This is a genomic window from Streptomyces sp. TLI_146, assembly GCF_002846415.1.
GTDB lineage: Bacteria > Actinomycetota > Actinomycetes > Streptomycetales > Streptomycetaceae > Streptomyces.
Genome location: NZ_PJMX01000001.1, coordinates 150,698 through 172,505, shown reverse-complemented (window position 1 = coordinate 172,505; position 21,808 = coordinate 150,698). Strand labels below are relative to the sequence as shown.

Below are 21,808 nucleotides of genomic sequence, written 5' to 3'. Positions count from 1 at the left end.
GCCCATTTCCCGACTAACATTTCAGGCTATTCGCTCTATTAGGTAGCTTTCGGGAAATTCTCGGAATCGGCGTTGATCTGCAGAGCCACCATGCGGCCGGTGCCCCGGACGCTTCTCAGCCGCGTCGTGGCCCCGGGGCAGGAAGGGCGGTCCTGCCGTTAGGCCGGACGGCAGGAATCGCAGACGTGGCTGTCGATCGCGGTCACCAGGTTGCGCCCGGCTGCCTGGACGACGGCGTCCGCGTTACCGGCCAGCACGTCCGCGATGCTCCTGCCGTCGAGCACGGCTCATGCCCTTGAGTATCGTCCCCAACGCACTCCAGTTCTGCCGTGGTCCCGCGACGCCAAGCGCACCCATTTCACCTCACGGACCACGTGGACCGCGGGCCTGCCCCGGCACCCTGAAGAGGCGTTCTCAGAACTCGCCCACACTCCAGACCACCGAGGCGCTGATGCTCTCAACACCCGGCCACAAGCGTTCCTCGTTCTCACCTCCGCAGCCAGGGCAGTGCACGTCGGTGCTTTCTGCCACAGACCAGCATCCTGGTACGGCAGGCATCGCAGGGGCAACGCATCCAGGTGAAGGCGCTCGGGGGGAATGCTCGGAGTCGGCGGCCGCCGTACGGGGTTGGGCGGCCCGCAAGAACTACGCCGGCACCAGCCCGATCACCCGCGCCTCCGGTAGAAAGAAGGCGTGACCGCCCGGCACGTCCGAAACGACGGCTCATCGACGCCCTGATCGCCCCGGCCTTCTCCGCGCTTCGGATCTCCGCCGGTGCCAGGGCCTACTGCGAGAAGCAACGGGCCTGCGGCATCCTATTCACTGCCGCCCTGCGCCAACTCGCCAACCGCCCCGTCGGTATCCTGCACGGCTGCCTCAAGACCGGCATACCGTACGACGCCGCGAGTGCGTGGTCCCAGCGGGACCACGCACTCGCGGCGTGACGCTACAGCTCGGCAACCGGTCAACGGGTGTGGGGGACCGCCGCTCTTCCAGCCAGTAGAGCGGTCACGCGCTGGCCGCGCGGCCGGGCCGGAGGGGACGGTCAGACGGCGAAGGCGACGTAGGTGCCGGTCGTCAGGCCGGAGAAGGTGATCAACTGCCGGGGCTTAAGGCAGCTGAACGCGGCGTGCATCGCGATACCTGCGGCGACGGCGTACGGCATCGTCTGCGGGATGAGCAACGCGGGCGGCAGCGCGAACTCCACCGCGATGACCGTGACCGCGAGCAGGCGCCAGATGCGGATGTCGCGGTCGGTGAGGCTGCCCAGGTGGCGGCGGATGAAGGCGGGGACGGCGTACTGGCCGTGGCGGTGCGGGAGGTGCTCCCTGACCTGGGTGTAGGTGTGGACCCACTGGGCCAGGTAGAGGCCGGTGCGGAACTGGTCGCTGCGAAGCTTCTGCCAGGCGCTGTTCCAGTAGATGTCCGTGGTGATCAGCACGAGGAGGCACAGGGCCCACGTGTTTGCCGCGCTCGGGGCGTGCTCGATGCTCAGCCCGTGGCCGAGGTTCCCGGCGACGAGGAGGCAGGCGCCGGTCAGCAGGGTGTACCGCACGGCGTTGGGGCTCTTGAGGTAGAGCAGTTCCATGGCGGCGCCGGCCAGGACCACCAGCAGCGCGAGGCGGGGGGCGATGCCGAGCGTCAGGGCGAGTGCGGCGGTCGTACGGATGAGCAGTGCGGGCCGGTACACGCTGGCGAGGAGCCGGGCCCGGGCGGGCCCGAAGCGCTGTTCGGTCAGGTGGAGGCTGAGCGAGCCGGCGGCGAGGCGGTCCCAGCCGCCCTGTCCGAAGGCCAGGGCGCACCGGGCGGTGAGCACGGTGCCGAAGATGATCCGGAACAGCTGGAGCCTGCCAGGGTTGGTGGGGCGGGTGAAGCCGGAGGCGAGCGCGTCAAAGAACCACACGGCTGGCCACCACCTTCACGTCCTGCTCGCCGCGGGCGGACAGGATGCGGCCGGTGCCGTCGATCCGTTCGTACCGGCCGCTGCTGGTGAGGTGGTCAAGGATCGCCTGGAGCTCGCGCGGTCCGAGGATGAAGGAGCCGGGCGAGAGGTGGCTGTAGACGTTGACCTGCTCGGTGCGGCCGTCCTTCGTGCCGGTGAGCTGGACGATGGTGTAGGTGGCCCGGCAGAACATCTTCCAGCGCAGCCAGCGGCCGGGCAGGGGTGTGAAGCCGGTGATCATCCACGCGAGGAGGGCGAGGGTGGCGGCGATCTGGGCGGCGGGCAGCACGGATTCGCGCATGGGTGAGGGACCTCCGTGTCGGGAGGGTGCAGGTGACGGGCGGCGGGCCCCGTGGCCGGGGCGCCCGCGGGGTCAGCGCTCGGGCTTGGGGGGCCGCTGCATCAGCGCGGCCGCGGCCTGGTCGAGCGTGACTTTCTCGTGCAGCAGGTCGAAGACGACTTCCGTGATCGGCATCTCCACGTCGTGATCGCCGGCCAGAGCGAGGATCGCCTCGGCGCTCTTGACGCCCTCGGTCGTCTGGCGGGTCGCGGCGGTCGCTTCGGCCACGGTCAGGCCGTTGCCGAGGTGGGTGCCGAAGGTGCGGTTGCGGGAGAGCGGGGAGGAGCAGGTGGCGACCAGGTCGCCCAGGCCGGCGAGTCCGGCGAGGGTGGCCGGGTGGGCGCCCATCGCGGTGGCCAGCCGGGTGGTCTCCGCAAGTCCCCGAGTGATGAGCATGGCCTGGGAGTTGTGTCCCATGCCCATGCCGGAGGCGATGCCGACCGCGAGGGCGATGACGTTCTTCACCGCGCCGCCGAGCTCGCAGCCGGTCACGTCGGTGGACGTGTAGGGCCGGAAGTAAGAGGTGTGGCACGCGCGCTGGACGCGGTGGGCGGCGGCCTCGTCGGGGCAGGCGACGGTGGCGGCAGCGGGCTGGCCGTCCATGATCTCGCGGGCCAGGTTCGGGCCGGACAGCACGGCGACCCGCTCGGCGGGCAGGCCGGTCACCTCGGTGATGACCTGGCTCGCCCGCAGGCCGGAGCCGATCTCGATGCCCTTCATCAGCGACACGATCACAGTGTCCGGACCGATGTGCGAGGCCCAGGAGGCGAGGCTCGCGCGCAGGGACTGCGCGGGGATGGACAGCACGAGGAAGTCCGCGCCGTCCAGCGCGGCAGCCGGATCGGTGGTGGCCGTCACACTGTGGGGCAGCTCGACGTCCGGGAAGTACCCGGGGTTAGCGTGCTGGGTGTTGATCGCGTCCGCGATCTCGCCCCGGCGCGCGTGCATGATCACGCTGGTGCCCGCGTCGGCCATGATCTTGCCCATGGCGGTACCCCAGGAACCAGCCGAGAACACCGCCGTACGGGCGTGGTGCTGGTTCACTGCGGGGTCTCCTTGCCGGACGCGGGCCTGTCGCCGGGATGGCGGCCGGGCGCGGCCATCCTACCGGCCGGACCCGCTCCGGCAGGGGCGTCCGGGGGGCGCCGCAGGGTCAGCAGGACGGCTCGCCTGCCGCGGAGCTTGGGGAGCATCCGGTGTGCCTCGCTGAGCATATTCTCTGCCGGTGCCTCGCCCAGCTCGCGCCGCAGCTGGGCGGCGCGGGCGATCCACAGGTGGTAGAGCCGCTCCCACATCGCGGGCTCGCCGGGCCGCTCGTCCAGGTGCTCCTGCGTCAGGCCGGCGGCTTCGACCTGCTCATGCCACCCCGGTTCCGCGCCACGGCGCAGTGCGCGGGTGACGACCAGCCTGCCGCCGGGGGGCAGGACGCGGCCGAGCTCGCGCAGCGCCGCTCCTCGGTCGGCCGCACCGCCCAGGGCGTCCACGCACACGATGCCGTGGGCGGCTCCGTTAGGCAGGCCGGTGTTCTCCAGCTCCCCGACCTGGAAGACGGCGCGGTCGGCGCTGGGGCCGAGGAAGTGGGCGCGGCGGGCGGTGGCCTGGGCGGTGGCTACGGGTGAGAGGTCGAACCCGGCCAGGCGGGCGGCGAGGGCGCGGGCCAGCCACAGGCCGATGCCACCGGCGCCGCATCCGGCGTCCACGAGGAGCTGGCCGGGACGCAGTCGCAGCCGTGCGGTCAGCAGCCCGAGCAGGGGCCAGTCGCAGGAGCTGGAGGCGGCGACCTCGGCCGGGTAGTCCTCGCCCATCGCCTGGGCGTACAGGCTGGCGACCAGGTTGGTGCGGGCACGTGCGGCGTGGAAGGCGTCGTACTGGGACGAGCGCCCGTGCGCGGGCGGCGCCGGAGTCGGGGGCGTGGTGGATGTGGGGTTCATCGGGGCATTGACCTTCTGATCCGGGAGCGGGTGCCGGGGCAGACGACCTGCACGGCGTGGACGGGGCAATCGGGGGCGGACAGGTCCAGGGCAATCGGCTCGTGCCCGGTGACGGGCCCTACACGTGCGGCGACGTCCCGGGCCTGCTCGGCGAAGCCGGCACCGGCTGGGGCGTAGCGGCCGGTCACCTCCGCCCAGCTGGCGAGCGCGCCGTTGAGCGCGCTCCGGAAGGGCGGGGCCTCGAAGCTGCCGGGATCGGTGGGCAGGTCGTCACGGGTTCCGGCGATGGCGGCGAGCCGGGACTGCGCGGCCTCGGTCACCGCCCGCGTGAGCGCGATGTCCGGGTGGCTGTGGCAGCCACCGCCGGCGAAGACGACCGGGTAGTCCTCCGACCACAGATACGCGACACACACGGGCAAGCCGTATGGGCCGTCCACCAGGGCGATCTCCAGCGCCATGCCCGCGGCCGCGAGGCGGGCGATCATCTCCCGGCCGAGTGGGTCATCGACCGTGCGGGGGTCGATCAGCGTGCGCCGCCGTCCGCCCGCCTGCGCGTCCCGGTGCAGCACGTCACGCTCGACCACCTCGAACAGGGCGTGCAGCAGTGCCTCGTCGCGGGTGTTGCCGCACGCCAGTCCGGTGCTGGTCGCCCGCCACACGTCCGGGGTCCAGGCGGGGCGTTGGCCGCGGCGGCGGACCAGGTCGACCGGCAGCAGCGTCTTCGCCCCGGTCGCCAGGCCGGTGCCGGGGGTCCACTCGCACACCACCCGGGCAAGGGCGTCCTCGGGGTAGGGGGCGGTCGTCGGCAGCGCGGTCACGGGGCAGTGGGGGGCGACCTCGGCGGCCGGGCCCACCGCGGCGACGGGCAGAGGCTGCTCGACGTGCCACAGCTCGATCGCCTCCATCACCGCCGAAAGCTTCGCCAACAGCGGTGTGCCGCCTTTGCCCTGCGCCGTGGACAAGGTCTTCGAGGCGGGACGGATCGCCGTCCACACCGGCAGCCTGATCACGTCCAGGCCGGTCAGGTCCGCGACCCGGGTGATGCCGAACTCCTCAAGGCGGCCGGCCACCGCCTTCCATGTCTCCTCAGGCGTCTGGGCCCGTACGGTGCCCGGCAGCGCCACCAGATCGTCAACAACCGCCACGGGCCGTCTCCGTCCTCTTCGTCTCGTCCAGAAACCCGGGCACGAACCGCTTGGCTGCCTCCACTGCGCTCGCCGCCTGGCCCAGTCCCCGCGCGGACGCCTCCGAGTCGAACTCCCCCTCGTTGCACCGCCACACCCCGAGCAGGAGGTCGCGGGCCACCTCGTCGCGGACTGCCGCCGTGGAGAACCCTGGGCGGCTGCGGCGGGTCCAGGCGAGGGCGTCGGCGTACCGGGCGACCGCCCGCCGGTCCTCTGCGGTCTCGCCGGCCAGCAGCAGCTTCACGCTTTGCTCGTCGCGCAGGTCGACCGCCCCGTGGAACACACGGTCGGCGCTCAGGCCCCCGCCGCAGGCCCGGGCCAGGCGCTCGGCGAGCGGCAGCCCGGGCCCGCCGTCGGCGGGGTGGAGGGATAGGTGTTCGAGGTAGGCCGTCCACCGCTCGGGGAACGCGGGGTCGAACGCCTGCTGGTAGACAAGGCGGTCCTCGGTGGACAGCTCCAGGCCGTCCACCCGCTCCCGCACGGCGGCGTTGGACCAGTGGCGGAAGTAGGCCGTCTCCCACCCCGGCGCGACACCAGCCTTGTCAGTCGCCTCCGTGGTGCTGGCGAGCGCGATCCGTATGGCGGCGAGCGCGTCGGCGCGCTTGAGGTCACCGAAGTGCCGGTCCTGCTCACGTTTGTTGGCCAGCCAGCCGGCGAACGCCGTCTCGCCCTGGCGGCGGCACACAGCCCGTACGGCGGACCAGGTGCGCTGCGGATAGTAGACCGCGCGCAGCGCCTGAAGGAGCCCGGCGGCCCGATCGTCGTCGAGCACGGCGGTCGAGACGGCCAGGTCCAGCACGTGCCGGAGATTTACCAGCGGCCAGGTCAGCGCGTTGAACTCCTCGTCCGGCGCCTGTCCGACCGCCACCTCGTCGTCGCCGTCGATTTGCCCGCGCACGTAGGCGGTGTAGATGTGGCCGACGCCAAGCATCCCGTACCGCGACAGTTCGGCCGCCCGCAGCGCGCCGATGCTCGCCGCCCCGACCACCCGGACTCCCCGGCCCATCGCGGCCAGGATCTCCTTGTGGCGCAGCGCCGGAACCTGGTGATACAGGCCGTCGATGAGGACCACCGTGTCACCGTCGCGGATCGCGGTGTCGAACAGGTCGCCGTGCCGTGCCGGCGGCCACACCCGCACACCCGGCGCGGCAAGCTGCGGCTCGGACCTGGCCAGCGTCGGCCCGACGAACACGTGAATCACTACCGGCCTCCAGACTCAAGCGCGAGGGGCGCCCCTTCTCCGGGCCTGTGAGCCCGGGGAAGGAGCGCCCAGGTCAGGGCGCGGACAGGGGCGAGGACTACTCCTCGTCCTCCACGTCGACAGCGACCACGACGGGCCCGGTGACCTCATCGGTCTCCTGGACGGGCGCCTGGGCGCTGACGGCGGCGACGGCGGACTTGGATTGCGCCATGGGATGGCTCCTTCTCTGCGGAAGTCCGACGGTGCGGGACGGCTGCCCGCCTCCGGTGGTGCTCCGGGCCCGGGGGCTTTTCGCCCCCGGCAGCCCGGCCTGCCCGCCCCTGGCCGGGGTGGGAAGCTGATGGTGTTCAGCACTGGGTGAGGGTGTGGTGGTCGGCGACGATCCACTCCGCCCGCCGCCCTCGGGGCGCAGAAAGACCGCGCAGTCGGCGACGCGCCGGGTGGCGGGGTCCTCCCACTCGCCGATGAACTGCACGATGCCCCGGCGGCCGTGGCCGCCCTCGTCAACGGCCGCGGCGCCCTCGGTGAGCCAGTCGGGTAGCTGCTGGGGGGAGACGGGCCGGTGTGCGGTGTTCATGACGCAACCTCCGTGTTCGGGCTCCCACAAGGGCGGGCAGCGTCAAAGGGCATGACACGGCGGCCTGGGTCCAGCCACCGCTCATGTCGAAGGCGGTTCAGAGCTGCGGCGACCGTGTTCTTGGACACCTGAAGTTCCTGGCCCAGTTGGTTAGACGACGGCAGGCGACTGCCGGGCGGATAGGCTCCCTCCTTGATCCGGTCGCGGATGAGGGTGTAGGAACTCTGCGTCAGCGTCATGTCCTGGCGTCGTTGGGCCCGCCCTGGGCGCCCGGATCCCAGGCGCACACCCACGCGGGTGCGGACGTCCAGTACCCCTTCTTCCCGCAAAGCCTTGACCGCCTGGTTGAGGGTGGTCTGCGGCACTTGATGCACGATGGCCAGCCCCTTCAGGGTGTACGTCCCCTCGCGCGGCCACCTGTTGTGCTTGACGTCGGCTCGGATGCGATCGGCGAGCTGGGCGCTGCTCAGACCCGGGCTCTGGGTGTTCCTGCGCCACATGGTGGTGAGAGCCCTGCCGGTTATAGGAGCGGCAAGCCGCGCGGGAGCGTCCCGGCACACGATCGCTGTGCTCCCACGGCCGGAGAGCACGCCCGCAAGGCTGAGGTACAGCACGGCGTGCCGTAGGGCTGCGGTGGACACGCCGGGGGAGACAGCGAGGGCGTGCGCCGGTGGGATTGTTGCCAGGGGCGGGTAGGTGCCATCGGTGATCCGGGCGCACAGCAGTCGGACGGCCTGCTGGATCGCCGTGAGCGAGTCCGGCCCACTCGTCCCGCGGGCAGTGGAGAGGGAAGGAGAGGCGGAACGGGAAGGGGTGGATGTCTGGTTGGTCACGGTGCCTGCGCCCCTCGCGTCGTCCACGCGGCGGCAGCCTGGTGGAGCAGAGCCGTGCTGAGCGGCAGGGCCTCCGCCCGCGCGCTCATCGCATCGAACTCGCGCTGGTGCCCCCGGCCGAGGCTCCCGTTGCAGTAGGTGGCGGAGTCAGCAGTGGTGTGGACCCACACGGTGGAGTGGTGGAGACCGGGCATGGCCAGGCCGAGGAGATCACCGCTATAGCCCCCCGTGCCGGTGCCGGTGCCGGTGCCGGCACCGGTGCTGGTGCGGATGATGCGGATGTCCGCGAGCCCCTTGTCGACGACCTCGCACAGGTATGTCAGCTGGTCGGCGTGGATGCGGGGGTCACCATGGGACGGCTGCTGGAGCAGCGATTCTTCCAGGACGACGTCGACGTGTCCGTAGGAGTGGAAGCCGGTGACGACAGGGCGGCGCCAGCGGCCCGGGTCTGTCAAGCCCACCATGAGGGGGGAACGCCTCGGTATCAGACTGTCCGCGTATGCGCTGCTGCGCACCAGTGGGGGAAAGGTGCAACTGCCGGTTGCCTGGACGCCGACCGCCCGCAACTCAAGGGCCACGAGCCGGTCGTGGGCTCCGGGAGCGGTGTCCGTGAGGACGCGCTGGTTGGCGTCATCGCCGATGCCTGTGGCCCAGTCGGCCAGGACCTTGTGGATCTCAGGGGGCTGACGGTACAGGCGCATCAATCGCCGCAGGCTCTTCTCGCCTGGCGGTATCTGGCCGGACTCCCAGCGTGCGAGCTCGTCTGGACTTACGTGCGACGCGGCCGCGGCCTGGGCCGGGCCCACGCCGCGAAGGCGGCGCATGAAGTTCAGGTTGGCGCCCAGGAGCAGCAGGCTCACGGGCGGATCATGTGGTGTCGACGTCATCGTGTCTCACCTGGGCAGAGTCGAAGGGAGAGGGGGCTTCACTGCACGGGGGGGCAGGTCATGCCCGGTGCGGGGGAGCTGCGGTACGCGGGTCTTTTGTGCCCGGCCCTCGATGACGTGTTTCTCCCGCAGCTGGTGGAGCGCCTTCCCGACGGTGGAGCGCGACACGTTGAACTCCGCTGCGAGCTCGGTGCTTTGAAGGCGGGTGCCCGGCGGGTATGTGCCCTCGTCGATGCGGATCTTGATGGCCGCTTCCACGGCGCCGGCGAGCGTCAACTCCTTACTCAGGCAAGCCTGCGGCCGGCGTGAGGCCGCAGACAGCGGCCGCGCGCCGACCCGTCGGCGGGTTTCGAGGAACTGCTCCTCGGACAGGAGCTTGAGCGCGCCCGCCGCAACGTGGTGCGGCACCTGGTAGGCGACGCGCAGGTCGCGACGGGTGCGGAATTGCCCTTGGGGCCAGACGCCTTCGGTGATCTCATCGCGCAGGCGCGCGGCAAGCTCCGCGATCGGCTGCTTGATAGAGGGCGCCGTCGCCGCTGGAGGGTGGGAGACGGCGGCACGCTGGGTGAGCTGGGCGACCGCGTCAGCGGCGATCGTGGCCCCGCCTTGGCGGGTTGAGGTGAGGACCCCCTTCTTTTTCAGCCGGCGCACGGCCTGGCTGATGGCCGCCGGGGGTACGCCGAATTGGACGGCGAGATCCACGAGCGGGGCAGTGACGGTGAGCGGGGGATAGGTCCCGTCCGCGATGCGCGTGCACAGCATCTCCACGGCCCGATCTACCTCTGTCAGATGCCCCGGCGCCGGGGGCGCGGTCAGCGAAGCGTCGGTCATCCGCGGCGGGCGGGATTGAGTGACCTGAGCGGCAGCCTGCTGCCGGGCCGCCAGCTCCCCGCCGCCGGCTGCGATGTCGGCTCGGATGCGGTCGGCGAGCTGGGTGCTGGGGCCTGGGTTGAGAGGATGGTCCATCGCGTGGGAGGTGAGCGTCCTGTCGGCCGTCAGCGCGGTGATGCGTGCGGGCGCGTTTTCACTGACCAGGGTCGCGCCGCTGTCGTCGGCGAGTAGGCCCGCGGCCTTGAAGTACAGCACGGCGTGGTGCAGTGCAACCGGTGCGACGCCGAGGGCGGCGGCGAGGGTGGGCACCGGCGGGATGGTTGCGAGGGGCGGGTAGGTGCCATCGGTGATCCGGGCGCACAGCAGCCGTACGGCGTCGTAGATGGCCGCTTCCAGGCCCGGCGGGCGCGGTCCGTTGGCAGCGGACAGGGGCGGCTCGGACGTCGTCACCGCCTCCACCTCGCGAACTGGTGCCCTCTCCGCGGCGGCTCGGGTGGACTCGGCTGCGCTGGCCACGGCAGGCTGCCGGTCCTGGCCGAGGTCGCGCCCACGCGGAATGTGCGCCTCCGGGGCGCCGCCTTCGTCCACCTGGCCAGCTGGGGGTGCGTGCCGCAACAGGTGCGCCTTGATCACTTCTCCGCCCCCTCCCGCGCCGTACGGGCGGCGGCCTCGTGGAGCAGGACCGCGCTGGCGGGCCGGGTTTCTGCCCGTCTGCTCAGTTTCTCGAACGCCGCCAAGTGGTCTTGGCCCTGGGGCCCGTTGAGGTAGGTGACGGAGCCACGCGTCACCTGGACCCACACCGTGGGGCTCGGGGGAGCGGGCAGGGTCAGCCCGAGGAGGTCACCGTCGCCGACGTCGACGGAGTAGTCGGTGGCGGTGGAGATGATGCGGATGTCGGCGAGTTCGCCGTAGGCCACCTTGACCAGGTGTTTGAGCTGGTCGGCCAGGGGTTCGAGGTTGCCGGCCTCGACGTCGAAGGGCCGGGTGAGTACGGAGGCGTCCAGGATGATGTCGACGTGCTTCCAGGAGTGGGGACCGGTGACGACGGGCCGGGGCCAGCGCTGCTCGGCCGCCAGCCCCGGAAGGACACCGGAGCGCATCCGCTCCAGGTGGTCCGCGTAGGCCCTGCTGCGCACGAGCGCGGGGACGCTGTAGTTGCTGAATGCCCGGACACGCACGGCGTGGAGCTCGGTCGCCGAGAGCCGGGCCTGCCAGCCGGCGGCGGTGTCGAGGAGTGCGTGGGGGGTGCTGTCCTCGCCAGTGGTGGTAGCCCAGCGGGCCAGGACCTCAAAGAGCTCCGGGGGCTGGTTGTAGAGGTGCATCAGGTGCTGCAGGGCCTGCTCCGGCGGTGGTGCCTGGCCGGACTCCCAGCGGAAGAGTTCGTCGGTACCCGCGCGGGCGGCGGCCGCGGCGTGGACCGGGCTTACCGCGCAGCGGGTGCGCAGGTGCGCCAGGTTGGCGCCGAGGACGAGGTGGCGTACGGGTGGGTCGGTCAGTGTGGTGGTCATGTTCTCTCACCAGGGCATAGGTCGAGGGGAGGAGCCGGGAGTGGTGGCGAGGGCACGGACTGGCGGGTCGTTGGAGGGCATGGTCATGGCCGCTCTGGGCGGTCAAGGATCCGCAGAGGGGAGCGGGGGGTGGTGGCGAGCAGCGCGTAGACGCCGCACTGCCAGGGCGCGAGGATGCCCAAGGGGTGGGCCGGGTGCCACAGGGCGGTGGGCACCGGCCTGCGATGCCCAAGGAGCGTCCAGTCGCCCAGGAGCTCGGTGAGGGCCGCGCCAGATCGGGGCCGCCACGTCAGCTGCGCGCTTCGGTAGGCGGCTGCGGCCGCACGGGTGGACTGGATGTGCAGGTCAGCGGTGGCGTGGGTCAGAGAGAGGACGCTGCCTGGCGGCAGCTGGCACCGGAGCGCGCGCATCAGGTCGTGCACGGCCTGGTCCTCGGGGATCCAGGCAAGGACGTCGTGCAGCAGCACCGCGATCGGCCGGTCCTGATCGAACATGTTCAGGACGGGCTCTAGGGCGGCGACGTCGCGCAGGTCGGCCGCCACGAACGGAGGAGCGCCACGCGGGGTGAATACCGCGGCGCGCGCGTGGGCGGCGACGACCGGGTCGCTGTCGACCGTCACCACCACGGCTTCCGGCCGATGGCACCGCACCCGTTCGTACACCGGCTGCTCCGACAGGGATTGCGGGCGCCTCGTCGGGGGGAAGCCGCAGCCGAGGTCGAGGTACTGCCGGATGCCGTGCCGGGCCAGCAACCCCACCGTCAGCAGGGCGTGGAGACGACTGCTGAGGACGGCCAGACGCCAGTACGGCGCCACTTGTGACAACTCCGCGGCCAGTGTCCGGTCGACGGCGTAGTTCTCACCCCCGCCCAGGCAGAAATCGGTCAGCCGGGCTGAGTTCGCCTGGGTGAACAGGCCGTCGGGCACGGGCGCGGCGGGCTGCGGCAGGAAGGACAGCGTCATCCTGCGTCTCCCGTTGCGATCGGGAACCCTGAGCGGAAGGCTTCGACAGCGCTGAAGGCAGTCGCGGATGGCTGATGGCAGGCGGCGTGCAGGTCCCACGTCGGATCCATACGCGCTGGGGCTCTGGGTAGGGAAGAGGGCCTCGTCGCAGTCGTGGTCATCGCACCGCTCCCTCGGCGAGGGGCACATGAGCGAGCACGGCCTGCCCGGCTTGATGGGCTGCGCGGACAGCGTCAATGACGTCCCGGCCGTGCAGGCGCGGTTTCACGGTGATCGACAGCGGGCCGTGATAGCCGTGCTCGTTCAAGGCGGTCAACAGGTCCGGCCAGTTGATCACTCCGTCGCCGGGCAGGGTCCGCATCGCGTTGGTGAGCAGCGGGCGCGGGAGATCGGGGGCGTCACTGATCTGCACGAGCAGGGGCATGCCGGGTGGGATCTGGTGGATCTGGGCGAGGGTTCCGTTGCTGGCGTGCCAGTGGTAGGTGTCCAGGAGGATCCCGATGTTGTAGCCGAGGCCCTGCACGACGGTGAGGGCCTCGGGCAGGCTGCGGACGCCCTGGTCGGTGGGGGCGCCGACGCCGATGAACTTCAGGACGAGGTCGAGGCCGTGGCGGGCGGCGAGGGCGCCGGTGCGGCCGATCCGGTCCTGGAGCTGAGCCGTGCTCAGTGGGGTGCGCCTGGTGGTGAAGCGGGGCAGGACCAAGGATCCGCTGCGGCTGCCGAAGGCGGACATCGCCGCCATCTGCCCGGCAGCGGTGTGCAGTCCGGCTTCGAAGCGGTCCTCGTCCCAGCCCAGCTTCAGGGTCCAGGGGCTGTGCAGGGGCGTGAGCCCGTCCGCGATCACCGCGCGCAGGCCGGGGTCGTCGTCCAGGGCGCTGAGCCACTGCACGGCGGGCATGTCCAGGAACCGGAAGCCGGACTGTGCCGCGGTTCGCGCGACCAGAGGGTGCGGGAAGGTGGCGGCGATGGTGGCCCGGTTCAGACATAACTTCATGACATTCCTTGCTGGTCAGAGACTGGATGACGGCCCGGCCGAGGGCGATGCACGGGCCGAGTGGGGCTAGGCGTGGGTGAACCAGCGGGCCTGTTCGACGTCGGTCACGGTGCTCTGCTGATGGTCCAGCTCAGCCTGGGCGAGGTGGAGCAGGCCGCTGACGACCTCCTCCCCGAAGGCCTTCTCGGCGCCCGCGCTGTGCTCGAGGAGCGGGATTGCCTCCTCCAGGCTGGCGGGCAGCGCGGGCTCGTCGCGTGCGGTGTGGGTGTTGCCTCGCCAGCGCGGCGGCGGGACCAGGTTGTGTTCCAGGCCGTGGACGATGGCGGCGATTACCGCGGCCAGAGCCAGGTAGGGGTTGGCGTCCGCGCCGGGGACGCGGACCTCGGCGCGGAGGCTCGGGCCGTGGCCGACGACGCGCACCGCGCACGTGCGGTTGTCGACGCCCCAGACCATGCGGGTGGGTGCGAACGAGCCGGGTACGTAGCGTTTGTAGGAGTTGGTGTTCGGCGCGTAGAGGAGGGCCAGCTCGCGCAGCATGTCCAGCAGCCCGGCGATGGCCCGCTCGCCGGTCGGTGAGAGGACGCCTCCGTCGCCGTGGGTGAACACCGGGGTGCCGGCGCGGTGGAGGGATACATGCAGGTGCAGGCCGCTGCCCACGCCGGTCTGTGGCGCGGCCATGAACGTAGCCTCTGCCCCGGCCTGGCGGGCCAGCGTCTGGGCCGCCTGTTTGAACACGACATGCTGGTCACAGGCTCGCAGCGCGTCTTGGTAGGGGAGGGTGACCTCGAACTGGCCAGCGGCCGCTTCGCCCTTGACTGCCTCCACGGGCATGCCCGCACCGGCCAGGGCGTGCTCCAGCCGGCGCAGGTAGCGGGCGACGATCGGGGGCTGGTGCAGCCCGTAGTCGCCGCCCGCTGCGGTCAGCGGCGCAAGTTCGGGCCCGCCGACCGTGCGGGGGGAAGCGAAGGTGCCCTGGTAGAGGACGAATTCCGTCTCGAGACCTGCTTTGGCGTGCAGGCCGCGGGCAGCCAGGCGGGCGAGCTGGTTGCCCAGGATCTCCCGCGGGTTCAGCGCAGCCGGTTCCCCGCGCTCGCTCATGGCGTCGGCCAGAACGATCGCAGCCTTCGGCAGCCACGGGGTGATCCGCAGGGTCGACAGGTCAGGGATCACATGGAAGTCGGGGAATCCGCCCTCCATGGACGCGAGCCCTGAGCCGGCAGGGGCGGGGTTCATGTCGATCGCGCTGGACAGCAGGTAGGCGCACATCTCCGCGCCGTGCGGCACCACTTGGCGCAGGAAGTGCCGGGCGTCGAAGCGCTTGCCCGCTAGGCGACCGTGCGGGTCGACCACCGCGCACAGCACCGTGTCGACACTGCCGTTCTTGACGGCCTTCTTCAGAACTTCCAGGGGCGCGGCGTGGGCGTGCGGCCGGGGCGGTACGGCCATGCTGGCCCGGGGAAAGGGGAGGGTGGGGCCGCCCGGGTGCTCGGCCCGTTCGCGGGATCGGGAGAGATCCGGCATTCAGACCACCTCGTCCTGGATCTTGGCGAGGTCACCGCTTGCGGCCACTGGGGGCAGCTCGTAGTCCTTGCCCGCGACCCGCCACCACACGGCTGCCAGGGTGAGCGCGGCGAGGAGCGCGAGGGGCGCGTAGTTGAAGGTGTCCACGGTGATGGGATGGCTCTGGGGCAGGCAGAAGACGACGGTCACGAACGCCACCCACACCACCGCGATGATCCCGACCGGCACACTCCAGTACCCCAGGTTCCACGGCCCCGGCTCGAAGGAGCGGCCCTTGCGCAGGCGCAGGTAGATGGGGATGGCGTAGGCGGGGGTGATACCGATGACGTTGATCGCGACGACCGCGCCGTAAGCGGTGGGGCTGTAGAGGTAGGGCAGGGCGAGTAGGGCGGCGACGGCGACCGACAGCCACACCGCCGCCCGGGGGGTTCCGGTACGGGCGTGGACACGGCGCCACAGGGAAGAGCCGGGCAGGGCATTGTCGCGGGAGAACGCGAAAATCATCCGGGAGCAGGCGGCCGTCTCGGCGTTGCCGCAGAACAGCTGGGCCGCGATCACCACCAGGAGCAGCGCCTTGGCCCAGCCGAGGCCGAGGGCGTCGAGGAAGATCTGCGCGGGCGGCACGCCCAGCGCCGTGCTCTGGACGGCCGCGTAGTCGTGGATGGCGAACGTGAGGCCACACAAAAGGACGAAGCCCGCGCCCCAGGACCAGATGATGGCGCGCATGATGCCGCGCGGAGCGGCCTCGGCGGCATTGGTGGTCTCCTCCGACAGATGCGCGGAGGCGTCGTAGCCGGAGAAGGTGTACTGGGCCAGCAGCAGGCCGAGCAGCACCACGTAGCCGTTGGAGGACCAGCCGGTGGTGTTCACGAACTCGGTGAAGGCGTAGTGCGGGGAGCGGTGGCGGGTGGGGGCGAGGGTGAGGGCGCCCACGATGAGGGCGACGCCCGCCAGGTGCCACCACACGCTGATCCCGTTGAGGACGGATATGAGCCGAACCCCGAACAGATTGAGCACCGCGTGCAGGGCAAGGATCACCAGGTAGATGGCCATGATCTTGCCGGGGGTGGGGGTGAAACCGGTCTGCAGGTTCAGATAGGCCCCGGTGAACAGAGCCGCGCCGAAGTCGATCCCGGCGATCCCACCCAGCAGACCGAGCAGGTTCAGCCAGCCGGTGTACCAGCCCCACTTTTTGCCGCCGAGGCGGTCCGCCATGAAGTACAGGCCGCCGCTGGTGGGATAGGCGCTGGTCACCTCGGCAAGCCCCGCCCCGACGGAGCAGACCATGAGGCCCACAGCCAGCCAGCCCCACAGCATGACGGCGGGGCCCCCGGCGCCCATGGCGAAGCCGTACATCGTCATACAGCCGGACAGGACAGAGATCACGGAGAAGCTGATCGCGGCGTTGCCGAACCGGCCCATACGCCGGGTCAGCTCAGGGGTATAGCCGAGTTCACGCAGACGGTCGTCATCGCGTTGCCGTGCTCTGGCAGCGGGCGAGGGCTGGGAGCGCAACAGGAACCTCCAGGGAAGTGGACACGGACGAGCGGAAGGAAGGGAGAAGCCGAGGGGATTAGAGGCGCAGAGGTCAGGGCGGGGCGGGACCGGGTGGAGCGGTATCACGTGCGCGGACGGTTCGGGCCGGGCTGAGGCAGATACTGCGCACCCGCAGAAACTCGTGGGCAGCCAGCGCGTCCTGGGACGGATCAAGGGTGTTGTAGGCCCACGGGGCGCGGGTGAAGTGGCAGCCCAGGACCTCGAAAACGTCTGCGGCCCGCGTGTACTCGCCGGCCGAGAACAGGGCATGGGCAAGGTAGTTGAGGTCGGAGACGGAGACGTGGGGATCCGCACGCAGATCCGCACCGTCTGCGGCTTTCAGCACATCTCGCCGAACTGGGTAGTCGGCCCACTGGCGGCGCAGCAGCGGGCTGCTCTCGCCGTACTGCCGGAAGGTCTCCACAGCTGCGTACAGCGGCAGCATCAACAGCGCAGCCCCCATACCTGGGTCCGCCCAGGACGTCACCCACCGGGCAAGAACCATGGGCGGGGCTCCAGTGCCGGGGCGGCTGGCGCAGCGCAGCAGTTGGTGCGCTGCCTCCCGGTTGTAGGGGTGGCGCTCCCAGATGGCTGACCACAGGCCCCAGGGACCCGGCGGCAGCATCGGGTCACTGGTCTCTGGCGGCTGCATCGGATCAGTGCGTGGCAGCCAGAACTCGCGGTAGAGGAAGCGGACGTCCGTCACGCCGAGCGCCAGCCAGGCGACTAAGGGCACGGGGTCCGCTGGGGCGTAAACATGCGCCTGGTAACAGCTGGTCCGCGCCGCCTCGACGAGTGCGCGGGCACGCGGCTGTCCGCGGTGGTGGGCGTCCAGCGCCCTCTGCACCAGCACCCGGGCCCGCATGACGTGCGCGTCCGTGCAGTCCGGCTCCTCATCCAGCCAGGCCCCCACGATGTCGTGGCTGGCGCGCGCCGCGGCCGCGGCCAGAACCTGGCTGCGCGAGGTGCGCAGCCCCCAGTCGCTGCCGGTGGCGTCAAGGAGATCGCGTATCGCCGCCCAGCGGGCCGCCTCCATCTCCTGCAGCGCGGTACGCAGCGGAACGTCGAACCCGGCCGGGTGATAGACCGGGACCAGGCTCTCCTCCCCGATACGGCTGCGGCGCGCCATCACCGCCGCCCCTCGCTGGCGGAACAGGAAATCCCGGACAGGCGGGGCTCGATACCACCGGCGGGGCCGGCCTCGCTCAAGGCGTCGACCAGCACGGCTTCGGTGCCGATCAGCACGTCCAGGTTGCACAGCTGTTCGGCAGGCCGGTGCAGGAAGACCGCATGGCGGCCCGCATCGCGCACGTGCCGCTCCTGCTCCCAGGCGCACATTTCGATCAGGTAGGCGGCAAGACGAGGATCATGGACCACCGTGGTCACGCGGGAAGCGGGCGGGGTGAGCCGGGTGGCATGGTCGCTGACCCACATCGACAGCAACACCCCCAGACGCAGTGCCCGCATGCTGGTGTGGGTGTAGGCGTCGACCACGTCCAGGGCGCGCTCGTCCGGGCTGCCGTGGCGGGCCAGCACGAGGACGGCCAGCAGATCGCCGTCGTCGAAAAGACCGGCCACGCAGCCACTGGGGCTGGGGCGCATGCCGAGGGAACCGGCGATGCGCAGCGTGACGGCGCCCGCGTCCCTGCCCGCCCTCTCGGCGTCCAAGGCCCCGATGCGCTCGCGGACCAGAGCGGTGGCGGCCTGTGTATCAGCGCTGGTGAGGACACGCATCACATACATGCGGACTCCATGAAACGAGGGGCGGGCATGGCGTGCCGCCACGTGCGTGCGTTCACCGCTTGCCGCCCGTGCTGTGCTGGGCGACAGGCGTACGGAGGAGCGGCCTGGCTCGCCGCTGTCGCCGCTGATCAGGCACGCGACCGTGCTGCACGGCGTCGACCCCCAGCTCCGCCGTCACGCGGGTGACGTCGTCGGACAGGGCCTGAAGGCCCCACGATTTAAGGGCCGCCACACCGACCCGCGCGCACGCCTGAGGCCATTCGCGGTCCGGCGAGTCCAAGGCCGTGGCCTGGCCGCGGGGGGTGCACCAGATCTCGCAGCCGGGCAGTCTGTTCGAAGCCGTCACCGCAGCATCCCTTCAGCGCAGGCAAGCAGGTTCACTACGCAAAAGGCCGGGTCGGGGGAGTCGGGGTCGGCGGTGAGGGTGTGCCACGCCACCGTCGAGTCACCCTCGAGCGCGGTCCGGATGCCCGCCTGGTTCGCCGCGTAGCGGGCGAGCCGCCCGTCAGCCAGCGGGCCCCGGTCGATGTCCCGCACCGTCAGCGGCGCGTCGCACGCACCGCACCGGCCCGGCCCGGACACCGAAGGCCCGGGAGCATGCGAGCGGCCGGGTGCCCGGTGGCCTTCGGGGCAGACCCGGCGGCGCGCAAGGCGGGCCGCCAGGATGCCGGGCCGGGCCGTCAACTCGATCACACTCAGCCGTCGGCTCCGGGCCTTAAGACACAGCTGCAGGGACCGCGCCGCCGCAGTCGTGCCGGGGTACCCCTCCAGCACCAGCACCCGGCCGACGGCCGTATCCAACGCTGTACGCATCAGATCGTGGGCCAGCAGGTCGGGCAGCCAGCCGTCGGGGCAGCCATCGACCACGCCGGCGATGATCGGCTCCGTACGGGCAAGGAGTTGCGCGGCCTCGCGGACACGGAACACGGCCGCGCCGCGGGTAGCGAGTGCGGTAGCCACCGCGGCCTTCCCCGAAGCGGGCGGCCCCAGGACCGCTACCACCGAAACGGGCACAGAGTTCATCGCTCCTCCGCCGTCAGACGTCCGACCTCGTGCACAGGGCTGGACTGCCCCCGCGCGGCCTCGCGCACTGCCCCAGCCAGGACACCGGGGTCCACCAGGCGGCTGTGGGGGGTGCGGACCCAGTAGGCGCCGGGCGGCCCGGTCCGGGTGAGCGGCGGAAGTATCACGGTGCCCTGGGCGTAGCGGAAGGTGCGCCCCGGGTCCTCGTCCCACGCCGCGACCGGCGTGATGAGCCAGACCCAGAAGAGCTGACCAGGCTCGGCGACGACGGCGAGCGAGGCGGATGGCGAGCGCTCCTCTACGGCCGCCAGGACATGCCGGGAGTACGGACCCGCCTGGGTGAGCACCACCTGCACCGACTCAGGACCGAGGTCGAGCACCAGCTCGCTCTCCGCCGCCCCGGGTACGGCGCGCCGCGCCGTGTGCAGCGCAGCGGGCAGCGGACCCGGGGCGGGCTTCCGCGAGGTCGTCAGGGCAGGCACCATTCCTCCAGCAACAAGTCGACGTGCACAGCGGGGCATCGGGGTGGGGCAGGCGAGCGGTCAGGGCAGACGGCCGGGGAAGAACCAGGTCAGTCCGAGCAGGGCGAACCACAGCAAGGGGAAGCCCGCGCAGCCGCGCAGATAGATCCACAGGAACGGAACGTCTGAGGCCGGAGCGGGAGGCGGATAGGCCCGCCTGCGGCGCGCGGAACGGACAGCCAGAGCGAGCAGGACGGCATACAGGGGGAGTACGCCGCAGAGGAAGAGCGACCGAAGGATCACAAGACGTCCGGGCACGGGAGGCGGGGGCATTCATGGCACACGACCCGCCGGGACAGGGCAGGGGAGGCTGATGGCCCCGAACAGCAGCGGCGGGGCGGGGTCGTGGTCCAGGGCGCCATGGAGGTGGCCTAGGTAGACGGCGTTCGCCGAACCGGAAGCGCCCAGACTGTGGCAGAGCAGGTAACGCAACTCCCGCGCCTCGCACCGCGATACCGCGCCGCTGCTCCGGTGGACGTACTCCTCCAGTGAGGAGCCGGCCGCGTAGGCGCGCAGCAGGTCCAGTTGGAAGGTGGGCAGGTCCAGCGGCGGCGCCGGCTCAATGGCCACCACCTGCTGGCTCACGGCCAGGTGCACGATCCGGGACCACCGCACGTATGCGCCACCGCTCAGGATGCGGCCCAGCTGCGCGACGCTCAACACGGCCGACTTCTCCGTCGGAAAGAACCCGCCATCGGCCAGTTCGCGGCCGCTTCGCCCCTGAGCCACCAGGTGCAGCACACGCTTCTCGTCGCCGGTGAACACCCGCGCCGCGATCTTCGGCGCAGACGCGCCGGTGTCCTCGTCCGTCAGAGCACGCAACTTGCTGGTCGCTATGGCTCCCGAGAGGCGCTGCCCGCCATCGCGGGCCGACAGCGCGGCGGGTACGGTGCTTGGGTCATCGAGGCGGGGGTTCATGAGGCCGCCTTCGCGCTCCGCGTGCGGTACAGGTCGCACCAGACGGTCGTGCGGTCGGCAGTGGAGGTGATACCCCAGTCGTCCGCGTACATCCCGACCAGCCAGAGCCCGCGCCCGCTCTCCCGATCCGGATCCAGAGCGCCTTCGATCGGCGGCGGGCTCCAGGGGAGGGAGAAGCTGGTGACGTCGATCCGGACCACCGTGCGCTGGCACCACACCCCCATGCGGATGGGGCGGGTGGCGTCGCCGTGCGCCAGCGCGTTGGTGACCAGTTCACTGGCCACCTGTCGCGCGCGCTCCACCTCTTCGTTGGCGGCACAGCGCTCCAGGACACCCTGGCAGATGCTGCGGCAGCAGCCCGGCCACTGCCGGTCCTGTGTGGTCAGCTCCGATGTGCTCTGGCGCTGGAACCACACCGCATCCCCAGGTAAGGCGCCGAGGGAGCCGCCCTCGCGCTCTTCCCACGGGAAGGCCGCACCGGTCAGGGGGATGCTGCGGGCAAGGGCAAGGGCAGGGACCGCGAGCGAGGTGGGGGGATTCACGAGCAGGGCCCTTCAGGGAGAGCGGGGGCGTGATCGGTCTGGGTCGGCGCCTCATCGCGATTGCGGAAGACCAGGCGCACCTGATGCGCGGCGAACCAGGCAGCCATGTAGCTCCAGGCCCCCTCGTACGCCGCGCCGTTGGGGAATTCGGTGGGGGAGAGAAGGTCGCCGCGGCGCCAGACCACTAGCATCCTGAGCGATCCGCTCTCCAGGTCAGGCAGGATGCGCTGGTGCCACTGGGGACGCTCGCCGAGCGGCAGGGTCGGCTCGCACACGTCGTAGGCATCGACTCTCACCTCGCCGTCGTTGCGTGCGCAGGTGAGGTAGAGCTGGTTCAGCCGGTCCCGGACGCGTGGTGGGTCGACCGCCGTGAACTGGGCATAGACCGCTGCGCGGTCGATACGGGTCGGCGGCGTGGGTACGTAGCCGGCGTCAAGGAGGAAAGGCTCCAGGGCTGCGGCTGCCTCGGTCAGCACCCCGAGTTCCTGTGCGCGTGCCGGACGTTCCAGCGCCGCCCGCGCCGCGGCTGCCGCATCCCTCGCGTGTGGGGAGGGGAAGCCGCTGACCTTGTCGATGGCGGCATCCAGGACCGGCCGGAGCTGGGCCGCGATGTCGGCACGCGCGGAGCCGCGCAGTGCCCCCAGTACGCGGTGCAGCATGGCAGTGGTGGGGCTCTTGGCGTCCCACGCCGGAGCAGGTGCGGCGCCGGTGGCGCCGGGGGTGCGCCGCAGGATGTCCGGGCGATCAGACGGCAGGGTGAGCATCACAACTCCACGAGGGGTGGTCGGGAGGCTGGCTGAGGAATGGCCGGTGG

General features: G+C 71.3%; 24 protein-coding genes. All 24 read right to left on the bottom strand.

Annotated elements, in window-relative coordinates; all coding sequences use genetic code 11:
* Positions 1–158 precede the first annotated feature (158 nt).
* Positions 159–284 carry a hypothetical protein gene (locus BX283_RS41190; RefSeq protein ID WP_257581622.1) on the bottom strand — a complete coding sequence of 42 codons (126 nt, stop codon included), beginning with the start codon at positions 282–284 and terminating at the stop codon, positions 159–161.
* A gap of 761 nt (positions 285–1,045) precedes the next feature.
* Positions 1,046–1,903 carry a hypothetical protein gene (locus tag BX283_RS00740; protein ID WP_101385756.1) on the bottom strand — a complete coding sequence of 286 codons (858 nt, stop codon included), beginning with the start codon at positions 1,901–1,903 and terminating at the stop codon, positions 1,046–1,048.
* Positions 1,890–2,243 (bottom strand): hypothetical protein, encoded by a 354-nt coding sequence (locus BX283_RS00735; protein ID WP_101385755.1) that lies wholly within the window; start codon positions 2,241–2,243, stop codon positions 1,890–1,892. The genes BX283_RS00740 and BX283_RS00735 overlap by 14 nt, the downstream gene beginning before the upstream one ends.
* A 72-nt stretch (positions 2,244–2,315) precedes the next feature.
* Positions 2,316–3,326 (bottom strand): NAD(P)H-dependent glycerol-3-phosphate dehydrogenase, encoded by a 1,011-nt coding sequence (locus BX283_RS00730; protein ID WP_101385754.1) that lies wholly within the window; start codon positions 3,324–3,326, stop codon positions 2,316–2,318.
* Positions 3,323–4,213, bottom strand: coding sequence for a class I SAM-dependent methyltransferase (locus BX283_RS00725; RefSeq protein ID WP_101385753.1), 891 nt, complete (start codon positions 4,211–4,213; stop codon positions 3,323–3,325). The genes BX283_RS00730 and BX283_RS00725 overlap by 4 nt, the downstream gene beginning before the upstream one ends.
* Positions 4,210–5,358 (bottom strand): YcaO-like family protein, encoded by a 1,149-nt coding sequence (locus BX283_RS00720; RefSeq protein WP_101385752.1) that lies wholly within the window; start codon positions 5,356–5,358, stop codon positions 4,210–4,212. The genes BX283_RS00725 and BX283_RS00720 overlap by 4 nt, the downstream gene beginning before the upstream one ends.
* Positions 5,345–6,598 carry a TfuA-like protein gene (locus tag BX283_RS00715; protein ID WP_101385751.1) on the bottom strand — a complete coding sequence of 418 codons (1,254 nt, stop codon included), beginning with the start codon at positions 6,596–6,598 and terminating at the stop codon, positions 5,345–5,347. Before BX283_RS00715 ends, BX283_RS00720 begins: the two co-directional genes overlap by 14 nt.
* A gap of 97 nt (positions 6,599–6,695) precedes the next feature.
* Positions 6,696–7,175 (bottom strand): hypothetical protein, encoded by a 480-nt coding sequence (locus BX283_RS41180; protein WP_257581618.1) that lies wholly within the window; start codon positions 7,173–7,175, stop codon positions 6,696–6,698.
* The gene (locus tag BX283_RS41175) at positions 7,172–8,008 is read right to left on the bottom strand and encodes a GntR family transcriptional regulator (protein WP_257581616.1); all 837 of its coding nucleotides are present in this window, start codon (positions 8,006–8,008) and stop codon (positions 7,172–7,174) included. Before BX283_RS41175 ends, BX283_RS41180 begins: the two co-directional genes overlap by 4 nt.
* Positions 8,005–8,868 carry a Scr1 family TA system antitoxin-like transcriptional regulator gene (locus tag BX283_RS00700; protein WP_180356980.1) on the bottom strand — a complete coding sequence of 288 codons (864 nt, stop codon included), beginning with the start codon at positions 8,866–8,868 and terminating at the stop codon, positions 8,005–8,007. Before BX283_RS00700 ends, BX283_RS41175 begins: the two co-directional genes overlap by 4 nt.
* 33 nt (positions 8,869–8,901) lie before the next feature.
* A complete protein-coding gene (locus BX283_RS39760) occupies positions 8,902–10,359 on the bottom strand; it encodes a GntR family transcriptional regulator (protein ID WP_107503659.1) in 1,458 nt (485 codons plus the stop codon).
* Positions 10,356–11,234, bottom strand: coding sequence for a Scr1 family TA system antitoxin-like transcriptional regulator (locus tag BX283_RS00690; RefSeq protein ID WP_101385749.1), 879 nt, complete (start codon positions 11,232–11,234; stop codon positions 10,356–10,358). The genes BX283_RS39760 and BX283_RS00690 overlap by 4 nt, the downstream gene beginning before the upstream one ends.
* 83 nt (positions 11,235–11,317) lie before the next feature.
* Complete coding sequence (locus BX283_RS00685; protein WP_180356979.1) at positions 11,318–12,196, bottom strand: SAM-dependent methyltransferase; 879 nt, start codon at positions 12,194–12,196, stop codon at positions 11,318–11,320.
* Between the two features lie 157 nt (positions 12,197–12,353).
* Positions 12,354–13,190, bottom strand: a complete 837-nt coding sequence (locus tag BX283_RS00680) for a sugar phosphate isomerase/epimerase (RefSeq protein ID WP_101385747.1) — start codon at positions 13,188–13,190, stop codon at positions 12,354–12,356.
* A gap of 66 nt (positions 13,191–13,256) precedes the next feature.
* Complete coding sequence (locus BX283_RS00675) at positions 13,257–14,711, bottom strand: glutamine synthetase family protein (RefSeq protein WP_101385746.1); 1,455 nt, start codon at positions 14,709–14,711, stop codon at positions 13,257–13,259.
* Complete coding sequence (locus BX283_RS00670) at positions 14,712–16,229, bottom strand: amino acid permease (RefSeq protein ID WP_373979514.1); 1,518 nt, start codon at positions 16,227–16,229, stop codon at positions 14,712–14,714. It abuts the gene before it with no gap.
* A 70-nt stretch (positions 16,230–16,299) separates the two neighbouring features.
* The gene (locus BX283_RS00665; RefSeq protein WP_101392058.1) at positions 16,300–17,376 is read right to left on the bottom strand and encodes a hypothetical protein; all 1,077 of its coding nucleotides are present in this window, start codon (positions 17,374–17,376) and stop codon (positions 16,300–16,302) included.
* A complete protein-coding gene (locus BX283_RS00660) occupies positions 17,376–17,990 on the bottom strand; it encodes a hypothetical protein (RefSeq protein ID WP_101385744.1) in 615 nt (204 codons plus the stop codon). The genes BX283_RS00665 and BX283_RS00660 overlap by 1 nt, the downstream gene beginning before the upstream one ends.
* Before the next feature lie 342 nt (positions 17,991–18,332).
* The gene (locus tag BX283_RS00650; protein ID WP_143676316.1) at positions 18,333–18,950 is read right to left on the bottom strand and encodes a hypothetical protein; all 618 of its coding nucleotides are present in this window, start codon (positions 18,948–18,950) and stop codon (positions 18,333–18,335) included.
* A gap of 59 nt (positions 18,951–19,009) precedes the next feature.
* On the bottom strand, positions 19,010–19,498 hold the full coding sequence (locus tag BX283_RS00645; RefSeq protein ID WP_101385741.1) for a hypothetical protein: 489 nt from the start codon (positions 19,496–19,498) through the stop codon (positions 19,010–19,012).
* Between the two features lie 57 nt (positions 19,499–19,555).
* Complete coding sequence (locus BX283_RS00640; protein WP_143676315.1) at positions 19,556–19,792, bottom strand: hypothetical protein; 237 nt, start codon at positions 19,790–19,792, stop codon at positions 19,556–19,558.
* 15 nt (positions 19,793–19,807) lie between these two features.
* Positions 19,808–20,452: a hypothetical protein gene (locus tag BX283_RS00635; RefSeq protein WP_101385739.1), complete on the bottom strand. Its 645-nt coding sequence runs from the start codon at positions 20,450–20,452 to the stop codon at positions 19,808–19,810.
* Entirely contained in the window at positions 20,449–20,994 is a 546-nt protein-coding gene (locus BX283_RS00630; protein WP_180356978.1) for an ATP-binding protein, read from the bottom strand. The genes BX283_RS00635 and BX283_RS00630 overlap by 4 nt, the downstream gene beginning before the upstream one ends.
* A complete protein-coding gene (locus BX283_RS00625) occupies positions 20,991–21,758 on the bottom strand; it encodes a hypothetical protein (RefSeq protein WP_101385737.1) in 768 nt (255 codons plus the stop codon). Before BX283_RS00625 ends, BX283_RS00630 begins: the two co-directional genes overlap by 4 nt.
* Between the last annotated feature and the right edge of the window lie 50 nt (positions 21,759–21,808).

Bases quoted from the DNA above. Each gene is read 5' to 3' on its own strand.
- BX283_RS00690 (WP_101385749.1), bottom strand. From the start codon at position 11,234: ATGACCACCACACTGACCGACCCACCCGTACGCCACCTCGTCCTCGGC.
- BX283_RS00735 (WP_101385755.1), bottom strand. From the start codon at position 2,243: ATGCGCGAATCCGTGCTGCCCGCCGCCCAGATCGCCGCCACCCTCGCC.
- BX283_RS00675 (WP_101385746.1), bottom strand. From the start codon at position 14,711: ATGCCGGATCTCTCCCGATCCCGCGAACGGGCCGAGCACCCGGGCGGC.
- BX283_RS41180 (WP_257581618.1), bottom strand. From the start codon at position 7,175: ATGAACACCGCACACCGGCCCGTCTCCCCCCAGCAGCTACCCGACTGG.
- BX283_RS00685 (WP_180356979.1), bottom strand. From the start codon at position 12,196: ATGACGCTGTCCTTCCTGCCGCAGCCCGCCGCGCCCGTGCCCGACGGC.
- BX283_RS00645 (WP_101385741.1), bottom strand. From the start codon at position 19,498: ATGGTGCCTGCCCTGACGACCTCGCGGAAGCCCGCCCCGGGTCCGCTG.
- BX283_RS00725 (WP_101385753.1), bottom strand. From the start codon at position 4,213: ATGAACCCCACATCCACCACGCCCCCGACTCCGGCGCCGCCCGCGCAC.
- BX283_RS00635 (WP_101385739.1), bottom strand. From the start codon at position 20,452: ATGAACCCCCGCCTCGATGACCCAAGCACCGTACCCGCCGCGCTGTCG.
- BX283_RS00660 (WP_101385744.1), bottom strand. From the start codon at position 17,990: ATGTATGTGATGCGTGTCCTCACCAGCGCTGATACACAGGCCGCCACC.
- BX283_RS00625 (WP_101385737.1), bottom strand. From the start codon at position 21,758: ATGCTCACCCTGCCGTCTGATCGCCCGGACATCCTGCGGCGCACCCCC.
- BX283_RS00680 (WP_101385747.1), bottom strand. From the start codon at position 13,190: ATGAAGTTATGTCTGAACCGGGCCACCATCGCCGCCACCTTCCCGCAC.
- BX283_RS00665 (WP_101392058.1), bottom strand. From the start codon at position 17,376: ATGGCGCGCCGCAGCCGTATCGGGGAGGAGAGCCTGGTCCCGGTCTAT.